Annotated in this window: 21 protein-coding genes; 9 read left to right on the top strand and 12 right to left on the bottom strand. The window is 64.8% G+C overall.

Going from position 1 to position 21,101, the window contains the following annotated elements; translation table 11 throughout:
• Positions 1 to 302: 302 nt before the first annotated feature.
• The 9 genes from ABID58_RS28180 (at position 303) to gmk (ending at position 8,911) form a co-directional block, all read left to right on the top strand.
• Positions 303 to 1,013, top strand: a complete 711-nt coding sequence (locus ABID58_RS28180) for a TetR/AcrR family transcriptional regulator C-terminal domain-containing protein (RefSeq protein WP_148752939.1) — start codon at positions 303 to 305, stop codon at positions 1,011 to 1,013.
• Positions 1,010 to 2,035 (top strand): fatty acid desaturase family protein, encoded by a 1,026-nt coding sequence (locus ABID58_RS28185; RefSeq protein WP_354036084.1) that lies wholly within the window; start codon positions 1,010 to 1,012, stop codon positions 2,033 to 2,035. The genes ABID58_RS28180 and ABID58_RS28185 overlap by 4 nt, the downstream gene beginning before the upstream one ends.
• Positions 2,036 to 2,208: 173 nt before the next feature.
• Entirely contained in the window at positions 2,209 to 3,168 is a 960-nt protein-coding gene (gene fabD, locus ABID58_RS28190) for an ACP S-malonyltransferase (RefSeq protein ID WP_354036086.1), read from the top strand.
• Between the two features lie 11 nt (positions 3,169 to 3,179).
• On the top strand, positions 3,180 to 3,917 hold the full coding sequence (gene fabG / locus ABID58_RS28195) for a 3-oxoacyl-[acyl-carrier-protein] reductase (RefSeq protein WP_148752942.1): 738 nt from the start codon (positions 3,180 to 3,182) through the stop codon (positions 3,915 to 3,917).
• A 305-nt stretch (positions 3,918 to 4,222) separates the two neighbouring features.
• Positions 4,223 to 4,462, top strand: coding sequence for an acyl carrier protein (locus tag ABID58_RS28200; protein WP_008130699.1), 240 nt, complete (start codon positions 4,223 to 4,225; stop codon positions 4,460 to 4,462).
• 107 nt (positions 4,463 to 4,569) lie between these two features.
• A complete protein-coding gene (fabF, locus tag ABID58_RS28205) occupies positions 4,570 to 5,835 on the top strand; it encodes a beta-ketoacyl-ACP synthase II (protein WP_148752943.1) in 1,266 nt (421 codons plus the stop codon).
• A gap of 125 nt (positions 5,836 to 5,960) precedes the next feature.
• Entirely contained in the window at positions 5,961 to 7,232 is a 1,272-nt protein-coding gene (gene mltG, locus ABID58_RS28210) for an endolytic transglycosylase MltG (protein ID WP_354036087.1), read from the top strand.
• 134 nt (positions 7,233 to 7,366) lie between these two features.
• A complete protein-coding gene (locus ABID58_RS28215) occupies positions 7,367 to 8,254 on the top strand; it encodes a YicC/YloC family endoribonuclease (protein WP_354036090.1) in 888 nt (295 codons plus the stop codon).
• Positions 8,255 to 8,257: 3 nt separating this feature from the next.
• Positions 8,258 to 8,911, top strand: a complete 654-nt coding sequence (gmk, locus tag ABID58_RS28220) for a guanylate kinase (RefSeq protein WP_354036091.1) — start codon at positions 8,258 to 8,260, stop codon at positions 8,909 to 8,911.
• On the opposite strand, the gene ABID58_RS28225 is transcribed toward gmk, so the two are convergent.
• From ABID58_RS28225 to lptF, 12 genes are all read right to left on the bottom strand, one after another.
• Positions 8,844 to 10,058: a hypothetical protein gene (locus ABID58_RS28225; RefSeq protein WP_354036093.1), complete on the bottom strand. Its 1,215-nt coding sequence runs from the start codon at positions 10,056 to 10,058 to the stop codon at positions 8,844 to 8,846. The two genes, gmk and ABID58_RS28225, sit on opposite strands and share 68 nt — an antisense overlap.
• 217 nt (positions 10,059 to 10,275) lie before the next feature.
• Positions 10,276 to 10,530 carry a hypothetical protein gene (locus ABID58_RS28230; protein WP_354036094.1) on the bottom strand — a complete coding sequence of 85 codons (255 nt, stop codon included), beginning with the start codon at positions 10,528 to 10,530 and terminating at the stop codon, positions 10,276 to 10,278.
• Positions 10,531 to 10,585: 55 nt separating this feature from the next.
• Positions 10,586 to 10,765: a hypothetical protein gene (locus tag ABID58_RS28235; protein WP_148752948.1), complete on the bottom strand. Its 180-nt coding sequence runs from the start codon at positions 10,763 to 10,765 to the stop codon at positions 10,586 to 10,588.
• A gap of 37 nt (positions 10,766 to 10,802) precedes the next feature.
• Positions 10,803 to 10,994 carry a hypothetical protein gene (locus ABID58_RS28240; protein WP_148752949.1) on the bottom strand — a complete coding sequence of 64 codons (192 nt, stop codon included), beginning with the start codon at positions 10,992 to 10,994 and terminating at the stop codon, positions 10,803 to 10,805.
• 96 nt (positions 10,995 to 11,090) lie between these two features.
• Positions 11,091 to 11,606 (bottom strand): phosphonate metabolism protein PhnM, encoded by a 516-nt coding sequence (locus ABID58_RS28245; RefSeq protein ID WP_354036096.1) that lies wholly within the window; start codon positions 11,604 to 11,606, stop codon positions 11,091 to 11,093.
• Positions 11,607 to 12,075: 469 nt separating this feature from the next.
• Positions 12,076 to 13,134 (bottom strand): alcohol dehydrogenase, encoded by a 1,059-nt coding sequence (locus ABID58_RS28250; RefSeq protein ID WP_148752950.1) that lies wholly within the window; start codon positions 13,132 to 13,134, stop codon positions 12,076 to 12,078.
• A 25-nt stretch (positions 13,135 to 13,159) separates the two neighbouring features.
• On the bottom strand, positions 13,160 to 14,014 hold the full coding sequence (gene rsmA, locus ABID58_RS28255; RefSeq protein ID WP_148752951.1) for a 16S rRNA (adenine(1518)-N(6)/adenine(1519)-N(6))-dimethyltransferase RsmA: 855 nt from the start codon (positions 14,012 to 14,014) through the stop codon (positions 13,160 to 13,162).
• Positions 14,014 to 15,024, bottom strand: a complete 1,011-nt coding sequence (gene pdxA / locus ABID58_RS28260) for a 4-hydroxythreonine-4-phosphate dehydrogenase PdxA (protein WP_354036098.1) — start codon at positions 15,022 to 15,024, stop codon at positions 14,014 to 14,016. The genes rsmA and pdxA overlap by 1 nt, the downstream gene beginning before the upstream one ends.
• Positions 15,024 to 15,968 (bottom strand): peptidylprolyl isomerase family protein, encoded by a 945-nt coding sequence (locus ABID58_RS28265; RefSeq protein ID WP_148752953.1) that lies wholly within the window; start codon positions 15,966 to 15,968, stop codon positions 15,024 to 15,026. Before ABID58_RS28265 ends, pdxA begins: the two co-directional genes overlap by 1 nt.
• Positions 15,969 to 16,052: 84 nt before the next feature.
• A complete protein-coding gene (locus ABID58_RS28270; protein ID WP_354036100.1) occupies positions 16,053 to 18,539 on the bottom strand; it encodes an LPS-assembly protein LptD in 2,487 nt (828 codons plus the stop codon).
• Positions 18,539 to 19,636 (bottom strand): LPS export ABC transporter permease LptG, encoded by a 1,098-nt coding sequence (gene lptG / locus ABID58_RS28275; RefSeq protein ID WP_148752955.1) that lies wholly within the window; start codon positions 19,634 to 19,636, stop codon positions 18,539 to 18,541. Before lptG ends, ABID58_RS28270 begins: the two co-directional genes overlap by 1 nt.
• A complete protein-coding gene (gene lptF, locus ABID58_RS28280; protein ID WP_148752956.1) occupies positions 19,633 to 20,802 on the bottom strand; it encodes an LPS export ABC transporter permease LptF in 1,170 nt (389 codons plus the stop codon). The genes lptG and lptF overlap by 4 nt, the downstream gene beginning before the upstream one ends.
• Positions 20,803 to 21,101: the final 299 nt, after the last annotated feature.

The raw sequence follows: 21,101 nt of genomic DNA on the forward strand, positions 1-21,101 counted from the left end.
CCCTTAAGAGACCTTCGGAAAGGACTCTGGGATTAAGCTCAGAAGGCGGAAACACGGGACGACGGGCCGACTGGCCCTGCCACACCAAAATCACGAATGATTTGCTGAGACCGTCCGTTCAGCTCCCGGCCGGGGTCTGCGGATGCGGGCGTTATACGGATTTTGGCCGGCTTGGCAAGGTTTGCGGCCGTGTTTTCGGCCCGGATCGTCCCGGTGAGGGTAGTGGGACTGGTCCTCCCACGCCGCATCCGGCTTGATTTCTTTGTTTGTATGTCATACAAATATCTGAGCAAGAGGATCCGATGGTGGAAAAGTCGGCCCAGGAGCCGTTTGAGGCGGCTGGCGATCCCAAACATGCCACGCGGGCGACGCGTTCGGCCGGGCGCAAGACGCGTTCCCTGCTGCTGGACGCCGCCAGCCCGCTGTTTCGGGAGCGGGGGCTGTCGGGCACCGCAATCACCGATATCGCCGCCGCAGCGGACGCGTTCCCGAGCCAGATCACCTATTACTTCCGCACCAAGGAGGCGCTGTTCGTCGAATGCGCCTGCCGCGATCTCCTGTATCTGGCGCGCGCGACCGAGCAGGCGGCGCTGAAGGCGCGCACACCGCGGGAATACACCCACGCGCTGGCCGAGACCGTGACGGCGAGCGATTCGATCGCCTTCTTCGCGGAGGCGTTGACGCTGACGCGGCGGCGACAGGATCTGGCGCCGCTGGTCGAGCGCACCATCGAACGCCTGCACAGCGAAGGCGCACGTGCTTATGCGGGCCAGGTCGCCCGCCATGGCTGGCGCTCGCTGCGCGCGCCCGACGAAAGCTCGCGGCGTTTCTGGGCCGTCGCCATCGGAATCATTCTCGAGGGCTACGCCATGGGCCGCTCGCCGGAGGCACTCTGCGAGGAGATGCTGCGCGTCCTCGGCGAGCAGGCGAAATCCACCGGCGAGACAGCGCGCCCGCGTCTCGTCGACGAGCGCGACACATCAAGCCATTCGAACGAGGAGGGCAGGTCATGACCGCGCTTCGCATGCGTGCCCGCGATTTCCTGACCGACGATCAACTGGCCGAGGTGCGCCGGCGCGTGACCTGGAAGGGCGTTGCGATGATCGCACACGCCTGGGCGCTCATCATTGCCGCGATCGCCTTGGTCGCGTGGTGGCCCAATCCGATCACTTATGTTCTCGCCGTCGCCATCATCGGCTCGCGCCAGCTCGGGCTCGCGATCCTCATGCATGACGGTGCGCATGGTTGCCTGTCCGCTGACGAGAAGACCAATCTGGCCCTGAGCCAGTGGCTCTGCGCCTATCCGCTCTTTGCCGAGACGCGCAGCTATCGGCGCTATCACTTGCAGCATCATGCACGCACCCAGCAGGAGGACGATCCTGATCTGGTGCTGTCGGCGCCGTTTCCAATCACCGGGCTGAGCTATCGCCGCAAGTTCATTCGCGACATCACCGGGCAGACCGGCTACCAGCAGCGCAAGGCGCAATTGCTCAACGCGCTCGGTCCGAAGGACTGGCAATGGCGGCAGCGCACCGCGCATTTCCGGGACAAGCTCGGCCCGCAATGCCTGGTCAACGCTGCGATGTTCGCAGCGTGCGCGGCGGCCGGCGTGTGGTGGGCCTACCCGCTGCTATGGCTGGTGCCGCTGGTGACCTGGATGATGGTCATCACCCGTATCCGTAACATCGCCGAGCACGCCGTGGTGCCCGACAGCAGCGATCCCCTGCGCAACACCCGCACCACGCATGCGAATTTTCTCGAGCGCCTGTTCATTGCGCCATACTACGTGAACTACCACCTCGAGCATCATCTGCTGTTCTATGTGCCCTGCTACAATCTGCCGAAGGTGCATCGCCTGTTGAGCGAGAGCCGGCATGCCGAGCGGATGGAGGTGCAGCCGAACTACGCCGCAGTGCTGCGGCTCGCCACGGCCAAGCCGAACTGCGACGACCGGCCGGGGCAGTTGGTCAACAATGCACGCCGCGCGCAAGCAGGGGCAGCGGTCGATTCCAACCAGACCAATGGTGGATTCTAGGGGCCGCATCCCCAGTCGAATGCAGGCCGAAGTTCCTATCTTGGCTTGACATTCCAGCCCCGGACAGTGTCTACGGCCCCTTTCGGAGCACGGTCGGGAACCAAGGCTCGGGCCGGGCGTCATCGGCTGCCGGGTTCTCGAAGCACGCGGCTCGAGCGATCCAGGGAGCGCCGATGACGGCAGCATTCACATTTCCGGGGCAGGGTTCCCAGGCGGTTGGCATGGGCAAGGCCTTGGCCGACGCCTTTCCGGCGGCGCGCGCCGTGTTCGATGAGGTCGATGCCGCGCTTGGAGAGAAGCTGACGGCCACCATCTGGGATGGCCCGGCCGAAACCCTCCAGCTCACCGAGAACGCCCAGCCCGCCCTGATGGCGGTGTCTGTGGCCACCCTGCGCGTGCTGGAGGCTGAAGCCGGGTTTTCCGTGGGGCGGGATGCGGCGTTCGTCGCCGGCCACTCGCTCGGCGAATACTCGGCGCTGGCTGCTGCCGGCAGTCTGACGATCTCGGACACCGCGCGGCTGCTTCGCATCCGCGGTCTCGCAATGCAAAAAGCCGTGCCGGTCGGCGCCGGCGCGATGGCCGCGTTGCTCGGCCTTGATTACGACGCGGCCATGGCGGTCGCCAAGGAGGCGGCTCAGGGCCAGATCTGCCAGGCTGCGAATGACAATGGTGGCGGCCAGGTGGTTGTCTCCGGCGACAAGGCCGCGGTCGATCGCGCCGTCGAGATCGCCAAGACCAAGGGCGCCAAGCGCGCCATGCTGCTGCCGGTGTCCGCGCCGTTCCATTGCAAGCTGATGCAGCCTGCCGCCGACGCCATGGCCGAGGCGCTGTCCAAGGTCACGATCAAGGCGCCGGCTGCGCCGCTGGTGTCGAACGTGCTGGCAAGCGCCATCACCGATCCCGACGAGATCCGCCGCCGCCTGGTCGAGCAAGTCACCGGCACGGTGCGCTGGCGCGAGTCGGTTGCCTACATGGTGGGGCAGGGCGTCACCCGCTTCTTCGAGATCGGCGCAGGCAAGGTCCTGACGGGACTCGTCAAACGTATCGCTGACGGCGCCGTCGGTGTTGCCGTGGGCGGTCCGAACGATATTGCCGTCGCCAAGGATGCAATGGCCGCTGCGAAGCAGGGCTAGAGGAGTATTCGATGTTCGATCTGACTGGCAAAAAGGCGCTCGTCACCGGCGCGACCGGCGGCATCGGCGGCGCGATCGCACAGGCGCTGCACGCACAGGGCGCCACCGTCGCGATCTCTGGAACGCGCAAGGAAGTGCTGGATGAGGTGGCCGGCAAGCTTGGCGAGCGCACCCATGTGCTGCCCTGCAATCTCTCCAAGGCCGACGAGGTCGAGGCGCTGGTGCCGGCCGCGGAAGCCGCGATGGGGCAGGTCGACATTCTCGTTGCCAATGCCGGCATCACGCGTGACAATCTGTTCGTGCAGCTTCGCGACGAGGATTGGGACGAGGTCATCAACGTCAATCTGACCGCGACCTTCCGCTTGGCGCGTGCCGCCACCAAATTGATGATGCGCAAGCGCTTCGGCCGCATCATCGCCATCACCTCGGTCGTCGGCGTCACCGGTAATCCCGGGCAGGGCAATTACACCGCATCGAAGGCCGGCCTGATCGGCATGATCAAGACGCTCGGCGCCGAATACGCCAAGCGCGGCGTGACCGCGAACTGCATCGCGCCCGGCTTCATCAAGACGCCGATGACGGATGCGCTCAACGACAAGCAGCGCGAGACGATTCTGACCAAGGTTCCGGCTAACCGCCTGGGGACGCCCGAGGACATTGCGGCGGCCGCGGTCTACCTGAGTTCGAATGAAGCAGCCTATGTCACCGGCCAGACTATCCACGTCAATGGCGGCATGGCGATGATCTGACAATTCGTTTCGCACTGCCCACATGGGCAGGATGCGGCAAACGGCCGTTTCCGGAGCGAATTGAGGCGTGTAGTCAAGGCAGTTGAAGTATGATAACCGGGCCTTCAACGGATGGGCAAAGAACGCCATTGCAGGTTTTTGAAACCCTGTATATTGGCGATGCGGAGCCTTGGCCGTCGTTCGCCGGGCCTCCATCGATTAAGGTGGGGCCAATTCAAAGTTCGTAAGCGAAGGCAGTCAACGACCACGACGGCTCGTATCGTCCCGGGGGGTCGGGTCTACAGGGAACAACGCGAGGTTATGCAATGAGTGACATTGGCGAACGGGTTAAGAAGATCGTGGTCGAACACCTTGGTGTTGAACCCGAGAAGGTTGTCGACGCAGCGAGCTTCATCGACGACCTCGGCGCCGACAGTCTGGACACCGTCGAACTGGTGATGGCGTTCGAAGAAGAATTCGGTTGCGAGATTCCGGACGACGCCGCGGAGACGATTCTCACCGTCGGCGACGCCACGAAGTTTCTCGAGAAGAACGCGAAGAGCTAAGCTCTTCATTTTCGCGGGGACAACATTGAAACCGGACGGGCCGCTTCGCAGCGGTCAGCCGGTTTCTTGTTATTGGCCGTGAATCTTTCGATGCGGAGTTTTCGGATATGAGGCGGGTTGTCGTCACTGGTCTCGGCATGGTGTCGCCACTCGGCTGCGGCGTCGAGCCGACCTGGAAACGCATCCTCAACGGCGAAAGCGGTGCGCGCAGGATCGAGAGCTTCGATGTCTCCGATCTGCAGACCAAATACGCCTGCACCGTCGTGCGCGGCGACGGGTCGAACGATAGCTTCAATCCCGATATCTGGATGGAGCCGAAGGACCAGCGCAAGGTCGACGACTTCATCATCTTCGGCATGGCCGCGGCCGGCCAGGCGCTCGACGATGCCAACTGGCATCCCGAGACCGAAGAGGACAAATGCGCGACCGGTACCATGATCGGCTCGGGCATCGGTGGCCTCAACGGCATTGCCGATACCGCGATCCTGCTGAAAGAGCGCGGCCCGCGCCGCGTGTCGCCGTTCTTCATTCCGGGCCGCCTGATCAATCTCGCGTCCGGCTATGTCTCGATCAAGCACGGGCTGAAGGGGCCGAACCATTCGGTGGTCACGGCCTGCTCGACCGGCGCCCATGCGGTCGGCGACGCCGCGCGCCTGATTGCGCTTGGCGATGCCGACGTGATGGTTGCCGGTGGCGCGGAGTCGCCGATCAGCCGTATCGGCATTGCCGGCTTCAACGCCGCGCGCGCGCTGTCGACCGGCTTCAACGAGACGCCGGAGAAGGCCTCGCGTCCCTACGACAAGGACCGCGACGGTTTCGTCATGGGGGAGGGCGCCGGCGTCCTCGTCCTGGAGGAGCTCGAGCATGCCCGGCGCCGCGGCGCCAGGATCTACGCCGAAGTGATCGGCTACGGTCTATCGGGTGACGCCTATCACATTACGTCGCCGTCCCCCGATGGCAATGGCGGCTTCCGCAGCATGTCGGCCGCGCTGAAGCGCGCCGGCCTCACCGCGTCCGATCTCGACTACATCAACGCGCACGGCACCTCGACGCCGCTCGGCGACGAGATCGAGCTCGCCGCGGTGGAGCGGCTGCTCGGCAACGCCGCGTCCAAAGTCGCGATGTCCTCGACCAAATCGTCGACCGGCCATCTGCTCGGTGCGGCCGGCGCGATCGAGGCGATCTTCGCCATCCTCGCGATTCGCGATAATGTGGTCCCGCCGACCATCAACCTGGACAACCCGTCGGTGGAGACCGCGATCGATCTCGTGCCGCATAAGGCGAAGCAGCGTGAGGTGAACGTCGCGTTGTCGAATTCTTTTGGTTTCGGCGGTACCAATGCGTCGGTGATCATCCGGCGTCTGGCCCAATAGTTTGTGTTTGCGACGAATCCACCGTTTTGCCGTATTCGGCGATAGTCATGTCTGTGGGCGCGTGCATTTGGCTCGGCAAGCGATTGTCAGGCTGCGATTGAACCGGCAGGATTCAGGTTGCTTCGATGAGTGAAAGGCCGCCCATTTCGCCCCGGAGTCCCCGGGCAGCGCTCGAGCCCGAGCAGGTCCCGCCGCCGCCGAAGCGTTCGGAGCGGGCGCGTAATCCCTTTGTCGTGGTCGGCAACGCCATCATCACTCTGCTGCTGATTGCCATGCTCGGCGCCGGCGGCGTCTATTATTACGGCCGGCAGGTGCTCGAGGCGCCGGGGCCGCTGAAGGACGACAAGATCGTCAACATTCCGCAGCGCGCCGGAAAGCGTGACATCGCCGAGACCCTGAACAGGGAAAGCGTGACCGATGTCAATCCGTGGGTGTTCATCGCCGCGGTGGCTGCGCTGAAGGCGAGCTCGGACCTGAAGCCGGGGGAATATTCGTTCCAGAAGAACGCATCCCTGCGTGATGTCATCGCCACCATCGTCGAGGGCAAGGTGGTGCAGCATTCCGTCACGATTCCGGAAGGCCTGACCTCCGAGCAGATCGTGGCGCGGCTGTCCGACAATGACATCTTCACCGGCAGCGTGCGCGAATTGCCGCGTGAAGGCACGCTGCTGCCCGAGACCTACAAGTTCCCGCGCGGGACCCCGCGCGAGCAGGTGATCCAGCGCATGCAGCAGGCGCACAAGCGCGTGCTCGCGGAGATCTGGGAGCGCCGCAGCCAGGATCTTCCGGTCAAGACTCCGGAGCAGCTGGAGACGCTCGCCTCGATCGTCGAGAAGGAGACCGGCAAGCCGGACGAGCGCAGCCGGGTCGCTGCCGTGTTCGTCAATCGCCTCAAGCAGAAGATCAAGCTGCAGTCCGATCCGACCATCATCTACGGCCTTGTCGGCGGCAAGGGCACGCTGGGACGCCCGATCAAGCGCAGCGAGATCACGCAGCCTTCGCCCTACAACACTTATGTGATCGAGGGCCTGCCTCCGGGCCCGATCGCCAACCCCGGCCGCGCCTCGCTTGAGGCTGCGGCCAATCCGGCCCGTACCCGCGACCTCTTTTTCGTCGCCGACGGGTCGGGCGGGCATGCCTTCACCGAGACCTACGACGCGCACCAGAAGAACGTCGCCAAGCTGCGCGCGATGGAGAAGCAGATCCAGAACGACACGGTCGAGCCGGCCGACGACGTACAGGCGCCGGCCGCCGCGGCGCCTGCGGCCGCCGATACGGCGCCGACCGCGACCACGCCCAAGCCGACCCAGCAGAAGAAGCCGCCGGCGCGGCCCGCTGGTCCGGCGCCCGCGCGGCAGGGCGCGGTGCAGCCGTCGCCGCCGGTGATCCAGCGCTAGGCCTTGGTCCGGCGTCAGCCCTTGCGCAGACCTGCCTACGGGACTTTGCGGATTCCACTTTCCTGCAAAATAGTCTTAAGATTCGCCTGGCCTGTTGGCCTCGCGAATCCCATGTTTCCGGAGAATTTGACCTGATGGCGCTGTCGTCCATGACCGGCTTTGCCCGAAGCCACGGCGCGAGCGGGCCGTATACGTTCGAATGGGAATTGAAGTCGGTCAACGCCAAGGGCTTTGACCTGCGGGTGCGGCTGCCGCAGGGGTTCGACGAGCTCGAGGCTTATGCCAAGAAGCGCGCCGCCGAGCTGCTGTCGCGCGGCACCGTCTACGCCAATCTCACCGTCAAGCGCGCCAATGCCGCCACCTCCGTCCGCGTCAATGAGGACGTGCTCAATGCCGTTCTGAAGGCCGCCTCCGTCATCGCCGGCAAGGTCGACGCGGTCGCACCGAGCGTCGACGGCCTCCTGGCCATCAAGGGCGTGATCGAGGTCGCCGAGCCCGAGGGGGACGAGGAGGAGGACAAGGCCGCGCGCGCAGCTGCAGCGGACGCCTTCGACAAGGCGCTCGCCGAACTCGTCGAGATGCGCAAGCGCGAGGGCACCTCGCTCGGGCAGATCCTCACCCAGCGCGTGGACGAGGTCGAGGTGCTGGCGAAGAAGGCCGAGGCCGCCCCGGGCCGCAAGCCGGAGGCGATCAGGGCCAGGCTCGCCGAGCAGATCGCAACGCTGCTGGACACCTCCGACCGTTTCGATTCCGAGCGCCTGATGCAGGAAGCGATCCTGATCGCAACCAGGGCCGACATCCGCGAGGAGCTCGACCGCATCGCCTCCCACATCGCGCAGGCGCGCGAGCTGATCGGCAAGGGCGGCCCGGTCGGGCGCAAGCTCGATTTCCTGGCGCAGGAGTTTCACCGCGAGGTCAACACCTGCTGCTCGAAGTCGAACGACATCGAGCTGACCAATACCGGGCTCGCCATGAAGAACGTGGTCGAGCAATTTCGCGAGCAGGTCCAGAATCTGGAGTGATCGATGACGACGGGCGGTACTGACGGTGTCGAGCGGCGCGGATTGATGTTCGTGCTGTCCTCGCCATCGGGCGCGGGCAAGACGACGCTGTCGCGGATGTTGCTCGAGCGGGAGCCCGGCCTGAAGATGTCAGTGTCGGCGACCACACGTCAGAAGCGGCCGGGAGAGGTCGAGGGGCGCGATTATTTCTTCGTCAGCAAGCCCAGGTTCGAGACGATGGTGGAACAGGGCGAACTGCTCGAATGGGCCACCGTGTTTGACAATCTTTACGGGACGCCGCGTGCGCCGGTCGAGGCTGCACTGTCGGCCGGACAGGACGTGCTTTTCGACATCGACTGGCAGGGCACGCAGCAACTGCACCAGAAAGCAAGCGTCGACGTGGTTCGCGTCTTCATCCTGCCGCCGTCGGCCGGCGATCTCGAGAAGCGGCTACACTCGCGTGCGCAGGATTCCGACGAGGTGATCCGCAATCGGATGAGCCGTGCCAGCCACGAGATGAGCCACTGGGCCGAGTACGACTACATCGTCATCAACCACAATGTCGATGACGCCTTCGCCGAGGTGCAGTCGATCCTGAAGGCCGAGCGACTCAAGCGCGAGCGGCGGACCGGTCTCGTTGGATTCGTGCGAGGTCTGCAAGGTCAGCTTCAAGGCTAGGCTGCGGCAGCCGCGGCCCTTCCTGCGCCAGCCGTTCCAGCATCGCCGTGATGATGTCGATGTTGACGGCATCCTCGTCGTCGGGTGTCGCTTCATCGTGACCAGCCGGCGCTGCGTCATGGGGGGCGGCGGCAGCCAACTGCGGTGCCGGGGCCTCGATCTCGAGCTCCCCGTCGAATATCTCGATCTCGGTCTCGTCAGGTTCTGCTGCTGCGAGCGGGGCGGGGCGGCCCCGTGCTGCGATCCTGCCGATCTCGTTGGTGAATGCGGCGAGTTGCGCCTGTTGGGGACGCCCAGCGTCGAAGTCCACCGGTCGCGGCCGTTGCGCGCGCGGCGCCGGGGCAGGCGCGTCATTGAGCCAGGGCGCGCGGCTGTCGCCGTGATCCCGCTGGTCCCAGTTCACGCGGCGATGGTCGCCGGCCTGGACGCGGACGCGTCCGCCGGCGAAGCGGTAGATGATGCTGGCGAGGAGGCCGGCGAGCGCCAGCGCGCCCCCGATGACGAGCAGGAGCATCTGGAGCGAGCCCGTCGGCTTGTCGGCGGGCGCTTCGGCCGCGGCGAGCGTCACCGGGGCAGGGGATGCGGCGGGTGTCGCGCTCGGCCGTGCGGGCGCCGCTGCAGGTGCGGCAGCCGTCGCAGGTGATGGCTGCTGCGGTGCAGGCGAAGCGGCTGCGGCGTCGGGCCAACGCGTGGCGACGGCGGGCTGCGCTGCATTGGCATCAGCGGTGCCGGGAGACTGCTGTGTTGAGGCTGCGGCCGGCGCCGGCGCGCTTGCTGCGGCACGGGTTTGCGGCGCGATGTATTCAGCATGCGCATTCTGCACCGATTGCGGCGCGGCTGGAGCTGCATTCGGCGTATCGGCCGTCGCCTCCTGCGCGCCCTGCGTCGCCTGCGCGCTCTGCGTCGCCTTGGCGCCTTCGGCACGCAGATACCAGCATTGCCGCTTGGTCGCGCGCTCGAGCCGATAGAACCAGTGCTGGCCCTGCGGCGTGGCACCCTTCGGTGAGGCGAGACAGTCGCTCGCGGCATTCGCCGTGCTCGCCGCACTGGGGGCGCTTGGCGCGTTCTGTGAGACAGCGGCCAACGGCGCGCCGGCAATGATGCTGCCGATCAGCGCGGATACAAACTTTGCCGTGCGGTTGCCCATTCTGGTCTCCCGGTTACGCATCATGCAACTCGTTACCTTCCCTTTCTCAACAAAGACTTAGGTGGCAATGAGCCGCAAATCCGGAGAGGATGTGGCCTGAATCGGGCCCGCACGGCGTTGGTTCCACCGCGAATTCAGGCTTTTTGCCGGCGCTATTGCTTGCTCGCGGTCCAGGTACCCCGAGCGTCACTGCGCAGCAAAGATCGTCTCCCCAGCTTCAGCTCGTAGGATGGATTGAGCCCTTGCGAAACCCATTCCAGACACGGGCCAGCGTTAGAACGAGAAGCCCCAGCACCGTACTGATCAATCCCACCATTGCGTAGGATTGCGCGAACACCCCGGTCTGGATGAAGACCTGGCAGGCGATGGCGAAGCAGATCGCGGCGAGCAGCAGGCAGGCGCAGCCGGCGATGATCGAGAGATAGCGGATCGCGGTTGCGACGGGCCTTGCTGATGATGCGGGATCGGTCATGCGGGGTGATAATGGCGCGGCAGGTGGTGCGTTCCGCCACGCTCGTCCAAGAGCATCACTTCCTTGCGCAGCAATCGACCAACGCGCGCCAGATGCGCTGGATTTCGACGTTCCTCTGAAGCTCGAGGACGTGGTTCTCGCTGGCGTGGGGAGATGGTGCTGCGGCGTGGAGTTCGCGCGGCGCGATCCAGCGCTCTGAGATCGGATCGTACCATTTGTTGTCTGGACTGACCAAGTTCGTGTCTCCTGTTTGATCCCCCTGATTTCTGCGCCTATCCCATGCGCCGGTTGCTGGTATTCTGGGTCAAGTTGCCGTGGGCTGCCTGCTCACGGATGTTCTGCTTCTCGTCGTCGCGGTGGCCCTTGGTGGTGTCGACGGGAACGGTCGGCGCGCTGCCGGCGCCCTTGTGACTCTGGTTTTCGTCTGGAACTGGCCGCACCGTCTTTGTCAGCGGCTTCGTCATGCGATTCAGATTCCGTCGTTGCCTTGACGAGAAGCCAACGCGCGGGCGGTTCGCGGCGTTCCAATTTTTAGAGCGAAGTGATGGAAGGACGCGGCTCTAATGTTTCAAGCCGTCCTGCTCGCCGGATGACGATCCATCGGCCGGTGTCTGAGTCTCGCGGGAGCGGAGCTGTTTCAGGGCCGTATCGAGGGATCGCCCGTCGCCTTCCATCTCGGCGTGCTGCAACGGCTTGCGGTATTTGCCGATCATCCGCTTGATGTCGTCGACGGCTTGCAGAAGAGGCGGCGTCAGGGAGAACAGCGCACCCATCGCAATGGCGATGATTGTGTGGCGTAGCGAGACCTTTTCGTCCTCATCGAACGCGTAGGCATTTTGGCCGATCGGGACAGGCGCAAGCGTGCTCGACGATCGCGGCTGGTCAGATTTTCGCGGCTTGCGCGGGGGGATCATGATCACGACGAAGAGTACGTTGATCAGGAGCCAGATGCCCAGAATGACAAGAAAGGTCTGCATTCCACTCAAAACCACAGGTGATGCAATGTGCTGTTGGCTTATGCTGCCATTGAACGGCTGTTCGCATTCCAATGCAAGTTGTGCTTTGGTTCTACGCAAGTTTCGGGGGAATAGGCTATCGGAATTCGGCAAGTTGGGGGCGGGGCGCCCGGATCCATCCGCGGAACTGGGATGGCGGCAGGCGTTGGCGTGCTGCCAGCGACGGGCCGCGTCGGGCGGAAGGGCCGACCAACGGCTTCCGGGAAATCGAAAAATTGGCGCCGAATCCGGAAGAGCGTGCTGCGTTGCACGAGGGCCACGCCCCGAACTTTGTTCTCGTCCGGAGAACTACGGAATTTCGAAATTGAGTGCCCGATGGACCGCCGGCCTGCACCCTCGGCGTACCGAGGGCGCGCTTTCGATGGTGCAGCGAATGGACATGCGCTGCCAACGCGGTGTAGCCGCAGCCGTTCCACGCGCCGGGCTTCGTGCGAAGGCGTGCGTGTCTCCTTCAGCGACGAACGTCGAGCCGAGAAATCGAGCAAGACGAAAGCGGGGGCGAGACGCGTATCCCGCCGCCGTTCGAAACTCAGTTCTTCAGCACGATGCGGCCGACCACGTGGCCCGCGCGCAGCTCATCGATCCATTTCTGGACATCGCCCATCGGCTCTTCGCGCATCGGTGTCGGCTTGATCTTGCCGGCGCGGGCGAGCGCCATCAGTTCATGCGCCTCAGCAAGCGTGCCGACCATAAAACCCTCGACCGTGAGGCGCTTGTAGACCCATTGCACCATCGGCAGCGTGAACTGGCCGCCCATCAGGCCGGAGACCACGACCTTGCCGCCGCGCGCGGCAACCGCGACCGCGAATGCCATCGACTTCTCGTTGCCGGCGAAATCGACGACCTCGTCAAAACCGCCATCGGTCTCCTTCAGGATGCGCTTGATCGCGTCGGGCTCGGACGGATCGTAGGCGTTGGCCGCGCCGTTCTTCAGCGCGGTCTCGCGGGCGGCCGGCGAGAGATCGGCGACCGTGATCGGCTGCTTGAACATGGCTTGCGCGAATGACAGGCCCATCATGCCGACGCCGCCCAGACCAATCAGCAAGAGGTTGCGCTGGCGCGGACGGTCGACCAGGCGCTTGAGCGCGCCATAGGCGGTGACGCCGGAGCACATCAAGGTCGCGGCCTGGTTGACGGGCAGCGGATCGTAATCGAGCAGATACTTTGCGTCGGGCACCAGCACGTGGGTGGCGAAGCCGCCGTCGATGGAGACGCCGAGGAAGCGCTGCCTGGCGCAGAGGTTCTCGTCGCCATTCTTGCAGTCGCGGCACTGGCCGCAGCCGATCCAGGGAAACACCGCCTTCTTCGAACCGACGAGACCCGCCGCCACGTCGGGGCCGACTTCGTCGACGACGCCGGCGATCTCGTGGCCGAGCGTGAAGGGCAGCGTCATGCCGCGCGTGGTGTCGAGCTTCTTGCCGCCGCCGAGATCGGCATAGCCGTCCTGGATGTGCAGGTCGGAATGGCAGAGGCCGCAGCGCTCGATGCGCACCAGCACCTCACGTCCTTGCGGCTTGGGCGTATCGACGATGGTCTCGCACAAGGGTGCATCGAACGTGACCAGCGACTGCCGGCGCATCACCGCCATTTTCTTTCCTCCGGAATTTCCATTCTCACGTTTCGGCTCGTATATCCGCCAATTCACGCGCCATGGCAACAAAGCCGGAGATGGGAATGGTCTCGGCACGCCGCGTCGCATCGACGCCGGCCGCCTGCGCAAGCCGCGCGGGATCCGCTTGAAGCGATTTCAGGCTCTGGCGCAGCATTTTCCGGCGCTGGCCGAAGGCCGCGGCGGCGACCTGCTCGAGCATCTTGCGATCGCACGGCAGAGGCTCCGCGCGCGGCACCAGGCGCACGACCGAGGAGGTGACCTTCGGCGGCGGCACGAAGGCGGATGGTGAGATGTCGAACAGGATTTTGGTCTCGCAGCGCCAGTTGGCGAGCACGCCGAGCCGGCCATAGGCCTCCTCGTCCTCGCGCGCGACGATGCGCTCGCCGACCTCGCGCTGAAACATCAGCACCATCATGTCGAACCAGGGCGGCCAGGGCTCGGTGGTGAGCCAGTTGATCAGGAGCTGGGTCGCGATGTTGTAGGGCAGATTGGCGACGATCTTCGCGCGCTCTCCGCCAAGCAGCGGACGCGGATCGAAGGTCATGGCATCGCCATGCACGATCTCGAGCCGGCCGGGATAGCGCGCGGAAATGTCATCCAGCGCCGGGATCGCGCGCTCGTCATGCTCGATCGCGATGACGCGTTTGGCGCCGAGCGCGAGCAGTGCGCGCGTCAGTCCGCCCGGGCCCGGGCCGATCTCCACGATGGTGCTCTCTTCCAGCGGCGTTGCCGCGCGCGCGATGCGCGCGGTGAGATTGAGATCGAGCAGAAAGTTCTGGCCCAGCGATTTGCGGGCCGACAGAGCGTGCTGGCGAATGACCTCGCGAAGCGGCGGGAGGTCGTCGATCGCGCTCATCAGCTGTTTGCAGCCGCCATGCGGCTCGCAAGCTTGAGCGCCGCGATCAGGCTCGCCGGATTGGCCTTGCCGGTGCCGGCGATGTCGAAGGCGGTGCCGTGATCGGGCGAGGTGCGGATGAAGGGCAGGCCGAGCGTGACGTTGACGGCGTCGTCGAACGCCACCGTCTTGATCGGGATCAGCGCCTGGTCGTGATACATGCAGACCGCGCAGTCATAAGTGTTTCGCGCGGCTTCGTGGAACATGGTGTCGGCGGGCAGCGGTCCCCTGGCGTCGATGCCGTCATGGCGCAGCGCTTTCAGCGCCGGCGCGATCACGGTCTGCTCCTCATGTCCGAGCGAGCCGTCCTCGCCGGCATGCGGGTTGAGGCCGGAGACCGCGACCCGCGGCCGCGCAATGCCGAAGCGTAATGTGAGCTCGGTCGCGACGATGCGCACGGTCGAGATGATGAGCTCGCTCGTGAGCTGAGTGAGGGCCTCCCGCAAGGAAACGTGGATCGTCACCGGCACCACGGCGAGCCGCGGCGACCACAGCATCATCACCGGCTGCGGCACGCTGGCATCGGTGGCTGCGAGCTCGGCGAGGAATTCGGTGTGGCCGGGATGACGGAAGCCCGCGCGGTAGAGCACGCTCTTGGCGATCGGGTTGGTGACGACGGCGCTGGCGCGGCCGGTACGGACGTCGCTGACGGCCTGGCGAATCGAGGCAAGGGCTGCCGGTGCGCTCGAGGCGTCGGGCTTACCGGGCGCAGCGGTCGCACGCCCGCCGGTCGCAACCACGGGCAGGGCGTCGGCGAAGGCGCTCTCGGCGTCGCCCGGGCTCACTGCGGCGATCCTGATCTCGGCGCCGAGTGCTTTGGCGCGCTGCGCGATCAGCGCCTCGTCGCCGAGCAGATAGAAGGCGGGCAGGCCTAGCTCGCGGCGCCTGAGCCAGGCTGCGATGGTGATGTCGGGGCCGATGCCGGCGGGCTCTCCGAGCGTCAGTGCAAGGGGCTTTGCGGGAGCAGCCATCAGTGGTTGCGATATTCGATCATCGCCGCTTTACGGAGCTCGTCGAGATAGACCCTCTGGGTCTTCTCGTACTTCTCCGTATACATCTTCTCGCGGATCTCGCGCTTCTTCGGCGTATCGATCGTGGTTGGCTTGCGCGAGCAAAGCACGACCATCTCGATGCCGGCCTTGGTCACTTCGGGTGCCGTGAGGTGGCCGATCGCGGTGTCGTCGAGAACCTTGCGCAGCGCCTCCGGCAGGTCGGCGGTGGTCTTGGTGACGCTGTCGCGGATGGTGGCGTTCGGCGTCGAACGGAACAGCGAATTGGCTTCCTCGCAGCTTCCGACACGCGAGCGATATTGCTCGGCTTCCTTCATCCGCGTCTCCTGGAAGGCGGCGGACGAGCCGCGCGGCACGATCAGCACGATCGGCTGCATCTTGTATTCGGTGCCCTCGATCTGAAGCTTCTCGTCGCCGCCTTCCCGCACCTTGTCGGCGACGTCCTTCTCGCTGACTAGCAACTTCTCCTTGAAGCGGCCGCGCACGAGGCTGGTCCAGACCATCTCGGACTTCATGCGATTCTTGAGAGCTTCGGGGCGCACGCCCTTGACCTCGAGCGATTTGGTGAGCTGATCGGGCGAGATGCGCATGCGCTGCGCCATGCCCTCGTAGGACTGGTTGATGTCGGAAGCGGTGGGATCGACGCCGTACTTCTTGCCTTCCTTGAGCTTGATCTTGTCGTCGATCAGCACGTTGATGACGTCCTGCCGGCTCGGGGCCTTCTGCGTCGTCAGCTGGTCGAGCTTGGAGCGCTGCTCGATGTCGAAATCGGTGATGGGATCGCCGTTGACCATGACCACGATGTTCTGCGCACGCGCAGGTGCGCCGGCGAGAACCAGTATGGAGGCCAGCACGGCGCCCAGCACGAGGAGGGGGAGGCGGAAGACAGGCAATCGGATGGTCATGATCGGGTCGTCATGGTTGTCGCTCGCATGTCAGCCGCAATGATTCCGCGATAGGGAACAGGCGGCCGGCACTTTAGATGGGGTTCACTGGTAACCGGCGGTACCGCTGGACCCGGTCGAGGTCGCCAGCGTGCGCAGGCCGATCTGGAACATGAACGCGTGGCTCAGCACGGGCGGTGTTGTGCCCGCGGAGTAGCTATACGAAGTTACATAGTTCGCCGCCAGCACGAAGCAATCGTCGACATAGCCGGCGCCGAGCACGTATTGGTTGATCTTGTTGGCCTCGAGGTCCCAGCGCGCCGAGCCCGTCACCACCCAATTGGTCGCGACCTTGATCGAGCCGGTCGTCAGAATGCCCTCGCGGCGGGTCAAATAGCCGAGCTCCGGCTGCGCCGCATAGTTGCCGTACATCACGCTGACCGCCCAGCGATTGAAGTTGGCGCGGCCTTCCGCCTCGAAGCGCTGGACGTTCCAGGTCTGCTCGTCCATGCGGGAGCGAACGCTGAACGTATAGGTGCTGTTCGGCGAGTAGGCGGCGCTCGCCACGTAATCCGAACGCGGCTTGTCGAGGCCGGAATTGATGCCGGTATTGATGGAGTCCTGCACCGCGTAGGAGTTCATGCCGAACAGCTGGTAGGACTGGCCGAACAGCACCTTGACGGCGCCGCCCTTGTCGAACTGCGTGGTCGCCTGCACGCCGACATTGGCGCGGCCGCCGCCCTCGACGCGGTCGTAGCCGGAGAACTTGTCGACGCTGAACAGGTTCGAGGTGTCGAACACCATGCTCTGCGCATCCTCGTTCGGAAGCTTGCCGGCATAGGTCTCGTTCGGGCGGATGATGATCTGCGCGATCGGCTCGATGGTGGTCGAGCCCCAGGGCTGAACGTTGATGAAGGGATAGCGATATTCGAGGCCGACGGTCGGCATCAGGCGGAACGCCTGGGTGTCGCCGACGGGCAGGTAGTTCGACACGCCCGGCTGGTTGGAGACGTCGGAATTGATCGCGTCGGCGCGCAGGATCGCGAACGGCGTCCAGATCTCGCCGAAGGGATCGGTGAAGGATTTGCGCCACTGCGCCTCCGCCGTCAGGCGGGTGTAGGTGCCGGGGAAGCCGCGCAGCAGGCACTGCGACGGCGTGCGCGCGAGCGGATCGGCTGACGTCGTCGTGCACAGGCCGCTGGTGTTGGCCGCCGTCGTGATCGGATCGAACGCCGCGTCGTTACGCGTCAGATTGACGAAGTTGGTCTTGTAGGAGACCTCGCCGCCGAAGATCGGATAGTTGAGCACGTTCGAGTAGTCGATCACGGGATAGACGACCGGGACCTGCTGCTGGTTGCCCGAGAAGCTCGTCCAGTACATCGTGCGCGCGTCGAAGAAGCTGCGATTGCCGACGCCGGTCAGATAGAGCTGCGACAGCGCATCCGTCGGCAGGTTCAGGAACGAGCCGAGCGGATCGCGATAGGCCGACAGGCGGTAGTCCGACATGAAATAGTAATCGGAGAGCAGGACGCCGTCCCAGCCCCAGACCCATTTGTCGTTCAGCGCGAACTGGCCCTTGGTCTCGATGCCGCCGCGGAACTGGCGGTCGCCCGGCTGGCCGGCGAAATTGCCGGGGTTGAGCTGGTCGATGCCGTAGACGCGAACCTGGTAGGCGCCGTCCATCAGGCGCTGGCGGAACTCGGCCTGGAACAGCACACCCTGCTTGGAGGTGATGCGCGGGCTGAAGGTCGCGTCCATGTCGGGCGCGATCGCCCAGTAGAACGGGACTTCGACGCCGTAGCCGAACGCCGTGTAGGAGGTGAAGCCCGGCATCAGGAAGCCGGTCTTGCGCTTCACGGTCGGATCGGGCGTCGAGAAATAGGGCATGTAGGCGAGCGGCACGCCGAAGAATTCGAGCTGCGCCGTCTCGAAATACAGCATCTTCTCCTGCTGGTCGTGGATGATGCGAGCGCCCTTGACCTGCCAGAGCGGCGGCTTCTTCGGATCGTCCTTGCACGGCGCGCAGGCCGTGTAGACGCCGTTCTCGAACACCGTGTAGTTGCCGGAGGAGCGGTCGGCGCGGGTCGCGGCCATGCGGGTCTGGTCGGCAGTGTCCACGCGCAGCGAATCGACGAAGCCGTCGCGGTAATCGTCGGAAAGATCCAGGATCTCGGCGTAGGTGATCTTGCCGTCGGCATCCGTCATGCGGATGTTGCCTTCGGCATGGAGCCGCTTGGTTTTCTGGTCGTAGATGACCCGGTCGGCCTCGACGCTGGTGCCGTTGTAGAACAGCTGGACGTTGCCGACCGCGGAGACGCGCGAATTGTTGTAGTCGTAATCGACCTCGGTCGCCTGCACGAGCATCTGCCCGTCATTGGCTGCCTTGGGCGGCGTCGGACGTGGCGGCCGCGGATTGTAGGTGTAGCTCTGGGCGGCAGCCGGCGTCACCGCGGCAAGATCGATCATGCCGGCAAGCGATACGGTCGCGATCAGGGCGAGCAGGAGCCTGCGGACAGACAAGCCGAATCCGTTCGCGCGCACGGGATTGCGCAACGCCAAACCAGACACGTGTCCTCGGCGGACGGTCGTCACTATCCGTCCTCCTGATACAGCAAGGCCAAAAAGCCGGTGAGGCCGCCCACCACCGCGGGCAACCACGCCGCAGCGATCGGATGCATCAACTCAGCCTTGCTCAAGTCTTCAGTCACTTTCGACAGAACGTAGAGCAGAAAGCCTGCGCCCACGCCACTCAAAACCATCTTCTGTACGCCGCCCATCCGGAAGAAGCGCAGCGACACGGAAGCCGCGAGCATCACCATGGCGGCGAGCAAAAACGGCTGTGCCAGCAGCTTGTGATACTGGAGTCGATATCCGGCTGTCGCGAACCCCGAGCTCTCCGATGAGCGGATGTAGCTCGGTAGTTGCCAAAAGGACACAGTCTCGGGTGTGGAAAAGCTGTTGCGGACCTGCGCTTCGGTCAACGTCGTCGGAATCTCGAGGCTGGCCTGATCGACCGGCGGGGCATCGAGCGAGAAGCGGCGCACGCCCTTGAACAGCCAGTGGCCGGACTCGAGCGTCGCCTCGCGCGCCTCGACCCGCTCCTTGAAATGCTGCTCTGTGTCAAACCGGAACAGCGTGAGCCCCGTCAGCCGGACGCCCTGCTGCTCGCTGCGCGCGGCGTTGATGATGGTTTGGCCGTCGCTGGTCACCTGGTTGAGCCAGAAGCCGGATGCATCCTGAATGCCGCCGCCCGGCGCCGAGCCGAACAGCTCGGCTTCCATCCGCTTGGAGAGCTCGCGCAGGTTAGCCGACATCGGATTGTAGGCGACGGTAGCGATCACGCCGATCAGGAGCGCGCTGCCGAGCGCGGGCGAGATGAACTGCCAGGCCGAGACGCCGGCGGCGCGCGCCACCACGAGCTCGAGCCGGCGCGAGAGCGCGAGATAGCACATCATGGCGCCGATCAGCATGCAGAACGGCGTCAGCTTCTCCAGCAGCTGCGGCACCCGAAACAGCGAGGTTTCCGCGACCATGACCGCGGAGGCTGAGGCCAGCCCTGAGGTCTTGCGCACCATCTCGATGTAGTCGACCAGCACCAGCAGCAGGAAAATGCTCGCGAACACGCCGAGCGCGGCGACCACGAATCGGCCGGCGAAATAGCGCCCGAGCGTGTTGGTGAGCATGCTCATGCGGCGGCCGGCCGCCCGAACAGCCGCGCGATACGCGCGTTTGATCTGTTGATGGCTTCCATCAGGCCGGCAGGCGGCTCGACCACGACACCGCCGACGATCATCCACATGCCGGCACCGATCGCTGTCACCAGCATCGCATATTGCACGGCGGCGGCGAACGGCGACTTCACCGCCATCACCGAGCAGGCAAATCCGGCCATGCGCAACCCGAACACCGCGAGCACCGAGCCGCCGATCGAGAAGTTGCGGCTCTGGCGCGTGGTGCGCGGCGCGCCGAGGAAGGCGAAGGTCAGTGCCGCAAACGCGAACGGATAGAGCGGCGCCATCAGGCGGTCATGCAGCTCGGACCAGAATTGGCCGGGGACCGCCTTGTAGACGGGGTCGTCCTCGGACGGCGAGAACAGCTCCCAGAGATAGCGTTCGCGAATGCCGAGGGTGACGTCGTGGCCCTGGTTGGAGAACTTCGACATGTCGAAGCCGTAGCGGCCGAAGGCCACCAGCGCCGGATCGCGCTTGCCGGCCTCGAAGCGCTGGAGATTGCCGTCCTTGAGGACCAGGAATGAACCGTTCTCGTTCTTCACGACCTCGCCGTGCTCGGCGACGATTGAGACGCGCTCATTGGGATCGCGGCGGTCGTCGATGAAAATGCCGGCGAGAATGCCGCCGGGCTGCCGCTCGCGGATCCGGATCGTGAGATTCTTGTCGAGCTGGGCAAAGCGGCCGGGCTGCAGGATGTTGGTGAGCACGTCGGCGGTGATCTCGGCATCCCATTGCTTGATCCGCCGCATGCCATCGGGGGCGAGATAGGCCGAGATGAAGGTGACCAGCAGCGCCACCACGCAGGTGGCGTAGAAGAACGGATAGAACAGCCGGAACGGCGAGAAGCCGGCGGCATTCATCACGATGATTTCGGAATCGGTCGCGAGCTTGTTCAGCGTGTGCGAGATCGCGATCATCAGCGCGATCGGCGAGATAATCAGGACCAGCGCCGGAATGACGAGCCCGGTGATGCCGAGGAAGGTCAGGATGGTCTGACCCTGGCTCGTCATCAGGTCGATGCCGCGCAACGCCTGCGTAATCCAGATCACGCCGGTGAGGCTGACCAGGACGAGCGCAAACGACGCCAGCGTCGTGCGGAAAATATACCTGTCGATTGACCCCATGCGCTACCGCACGAATCCCACCAAAGCCCCAACGCGCGCACCGGAAGCCCTTCTGTCCAACCAATCCCCTGACAGGGGATCCCCAAGGTCGGCCAGGCTGCTCTTCTGGAGGCTCACTTTCTCACTACCATCCCTTTGATCCGTCAACAAAATGGCTGACCCATGGCACCCTCAACATATGGTTAATATTTCGCTCGTTGTGGCGTCCCTGCCACGGCCGGCGCTTGGCATCCACCGTGGCTCTGGCCCATAGTGGGGACAGACGAGTGAATCGCCGTTCAGATCCGGCTCTCGGCCGG

The sequence above is a fragment of the Bradyrhizobium sp. S3.2.6 genome, from assembly GCF_040546885.1.
Lineage (GTDB): Bacteria > Pseudomonadota > Alphaproteobacteria > Rhizobiales > Xanthobacteraceae > Bradyrhizobium > Bradyrhizobium cytisi.